The 3,538-nt window shown below is 29.7% G+C and carries 3 protein-coding genes; all 3 read right to left on the bottom strand.

Features of this window, described 5'->3' with window-relative positions; all coding sequences use genetic code 11:
* Window positions 1-232: 232 nt before the first annotated feature.
* Entirely contained in the window at window positions 233-844 is a 612-nt protein-coding gene (bioD, locus tag HE1_RS02580) for a dethiobiotin synthase (protein WP_035544382.1), read from the bottom strand.
* A complete protein-coding gene (locus HE1_RS02575; RefSeq protein WP_035544378.1) occupies window positions 841-1,599 on the bottom strand; it encodes a methyltransferase domain-containing protein in 759 nt (252 codons plus the stop codon). Before HE1_RS02575 ends, bioD begins: the two co-directional genes overlap by 4 nt.
* A 444-nt stretch (window positions 1,600-2,043) precedes the next feature.
* Window positions 2,044-2,958 (bottom strand): outer membrane protein, encoded by a 915-nt coding sequence (locus HE1_RS02570; RefSeq protein WP_162480224.1) that lies wholly within the window; start codon window positions 2,956-2,958, stop codon window positions 2,044-2,046.
* Between the last annotated feature and the right edge of the window lie 580 nt (window positions 2,959-3,538).

Below are 3,538 nucleotides of genomic sequence, written 5' to 3'. Positions count from 1 at the left end.
TTCAAAATTCCATTATTTCAATTTACATGAGATCTAGATAAATCTTTTATTAAAACATTAATTATTATTTCAGGAGGGGATTTCAATGCTGTTAAACATTTATTTTGACACTTTCAACTCTTATGGAGTATGGCCTTGCACATAAGATTTTCACTGAAAATTAATTAGATACACAGCTTTATAAGACGATATCTCGTGACTGCACTATCCTTACTTGATTCCTTATTCACTATCACGCATTTAAAATTTCTTTTAATTTTTCGGAAAGCTCTAAATTCTTTAACACAACGGTACTAATTTTAAATAAATAAGGAAAATCATCAAGAATACAGACACGCCCATAGTATTCTATAGCTTTGTTATTTTCAACATTTTTTCTACCATTCATGATTACCCCTAATACAAGAATGTTACGAGCTCTTAAGGCTTCCAAACTAAGTAACGTATGATTTATGCAGCCCAGATTTGTAAGAGAAACTAGAATAACTGGAATGTTTAGGTGTTTAATAAGATCTACCATAAGATATTGTTCATTAAGGGGGACTAAAACTCCACCTGCTCCTTCTACTAATAAAGTATCTTGTTTTGGCAATACAATTTTATTTATTTCAATGCGATCATTTTCAATTTTTGCTGCTAAATGTGGAGATAGTGGCTCTGGATAACTGTAAATCTCTGGATAAACTTTTGCGCCAGAAAGAATTTGAACTTTTTCACTATCAGTACTGTCTTTTGTGCCGGTTTGAATAGGTTTAAAATAGGAAAACCCAGTGTGTAAAACGATCCAGCTCGAAATAAGAGTTTTTCCAACGTCTGTACCTGTTCCAGAAATAAAAATTTTCATTGATCGGTATTTCTAAAAATTCCAAAAAATACTTTGTAAGTAACCGTCAAAGGATGCTGATGTTCTTGAATCAACTTTCTAAAATTCGTCAAATGGATTGAATCAAGTGATGCGCAGGCTCCAAGCAGCTTTAGATAGCGCACAAATTCCAAAGCACTATCTAGTGTTAGCGAAAAATTTTTTGACCAAAACTGAAAAATTTGATTACGTTTTTTTATTCCAAAGCACACATTCACTAAATCACCTTCTTTAGGGTACTTATGAAGATGAATCGTTTGATACTTATTGATAATATCTCTCCATTCGTAAAAATTTCCTTCTAGCAGCGTTGAAAAAGCAAAAAGATTAGAACTTTTAGTATTAAGAAATTCTAGAGCGTTTCTTAGATCATCAACCCATTGTAAAGCCAGATTACTTACTACATAATCACAGATACAGGCATTCAAATCTAGCATGTCTCCAGGAAGATAAAAAACGTTAGAATATTTTGAAAATTTTATCTTACACACTTCAAGCATTTTATCAGCGATGTCGTTAAGATAGAAAGACGAAGAGCCAAACTTAGGAAGCAAAAATTCAGGAAGGTAACCAGTTCCTGTGCCCACATCTAAAATTGTTTTAGGATCAAAGTTTTTAAAATTTAGAATTTCATCGACTAAAAATTTAGCAGAACTTTTTTGAATTTTTCCAACACAATCATAAGAAACGCTGGCTTTATTAAAATTTTTTTGTATATTACTAACTCTTATTTCCATGATATCTTTTCACGCTAATCCACTTATACACTCTAAGCACCACCATCTTTTAAGACGCAAACTACACTTGCGTAATATTAAAATTATTCTTCCAGTTTTTTTTAAAATAACATAGTACCAATCGTAAAAATAGAGACACATTAAAAATAATTTACCTTGAATATTAAATCAAAGTTTAGCTCAAAAAAAATTCAATCTTAAGTAATAATTTAAGTTAAAATTTTTAGGATTTTAAAAAGATAGCATGATAAATTTTCAATTTTAAAGAAGAATTTATTAGGAAAAAGATCTTAAGGCCAGGTATGAAATACTAATAGATCGAAAAAACTTTCAGGAGCAAAATTTTTCAGGGGTAGAACAATTTAAAGAGTAAAAAATACTTATAAACAATTAAAAAGTATTTTAAACTCTTATTTCTTTTGAAATTTTTCTAAAATTACTTGATTATTTAGGGCCAAACATATAGGTCATCGTTATTAAGAAAAGGTTATTCATTGTCTTAAAAACAGGTGTTCCAAACGGCTTAACATCGCTAGAAAGAATTTTATTTACTTTATTCCAAGATTGCTTAGTTAAAAATTGGTGTTGATATTCTACCCCCAGCGAAATACGTTGTGTTAAAGCATATCGAGCTCCAATTGCTGCGATTGGTTTAAAAACCGTTTTAGATATTCCACCAGAAGATTTTCCTGACTCGTTGATACAGCACAACTTTTGTCCCTGAAAACATATTCCTGGCCCTGCAAAAATCTGAATTCTGTTATTAATAAGATAGCCTAATTCAAAAATAAAAGACGTAAACCACTTGTTCTTTAAAACAAAATTTGTTATTTTCGGATTTTTAATAGAAATGTATTCTGAACAGCTCTGTATTAAATGCTCATCAGCATTTAAATTCCCCTGAAGTTCCGCGTATCGAAACAGTTTTCCAGTATCATACTGCAATTTAGAGGACGCGCCGTTAGATCCAAATATCCAACGAGCTCCAATGGTATATGTCCCTAATTTTTTTTGAGCTAACAAGCCAAGATTCCAGGAAAACCCCCAGCTATTCTTTATTTTGTTTGATAAAGAAAAGTCCACGAAATCAAAAGCTTTATTCCCCACAGCGAAAGAAAGTAGTTCCTCATCATTAGGCTTTGTTATTCTTTGGACGTCAAAATTCCAATGATACCCCGAATTAGGCACTGAATCTAAAGTCATTTCGTTTTTTTCTATTAAAAATCCTTTAGAAACTCCGGCTCCTAAAGTAACGCCTATTCCAGACTGAAACACGGAACAATTCTTATTTTCTTCTGTTGCTTTTACGGCTGATCCCGCTAAAAGAAAAGCAACCATTAATTTTAAACATTTTTTCATTGTCTATACTGCTTGTTAAACACATTTAAAATTATTTCACAAAATTAAAAATTTTATTAAAAATACGAAAAAAATATTAATTATTTTTTGATAGAGTTTTTTAGCAACTTTTTAATTTATTTTTTTTTAAAATTTCATAAAAAATAAAAACATCTTTTTAATAAAAAAATAAATATTTTTTAATAATTAAAATAAAGCACCTGAATGTAAATTTTTTATAAAAATTAAAAAAATTCAAAAATATATTGACTTTTGATTAATCTTTTTTTAAATAAAATTTTATATAAAATACTATATTAACAGCGAGCGTCCCAACGCCATTTTATAAATTTCTCATCGCAACAAAACGCTTTGATGTAATATAGCCAAAACATCATAAAAAGAATACGACAATAGAGCTGGATAAAGTTATAATTATGTAGTAGATTATACAATTAAAGTTATGACATATTCCATACTCCCCCTCACTTTTTTGAAGGGTCTTTTAAAGATCCGAAAAAGAGGCTATTTTATTAAAAATAAACAACAATGTTTAATGCAAATGAACCTTCGTACTTAGTATGATCGATCAGCGAAAGGT

This window comes from Holospora elegans E1 (genome assembly GCF_000648275.1).
Classification (GTDB): domain Bacteria; phylum Pseudomonadota; class Alphaproteobacteria; order Holosporales; family Holosporaceae; genus Holospora; species Holospora undulata_A.
This window is presented reverse-complemented; position numbering and strand designations above follow the sequence as displayed.

Bases quoted from the DNA above. Each gene is read 5' to 3' on its own strand.
- HE1_RS02575 (WP_035544378.1), bottom strand. From the start codon at position 1,599: ATGGAAATAAGAGTTAGTAATATACAAAAAAATTTTAATAAAGCCAGC.
- HE1_RS02570 (WP_162480224.1), bottom strand. From the start codon at position 2,958: ATGAAAAAATGTTTAAAATTAATGGTTGCTTTTCTTTTAGCGGGATCA.
- bioD (WP_035544382.1), bottom strand. From the start codon at position 844: ATGAAAATTTTTATTTCTGGAACAGGTACAGACGTTGGAAAAACTCTT.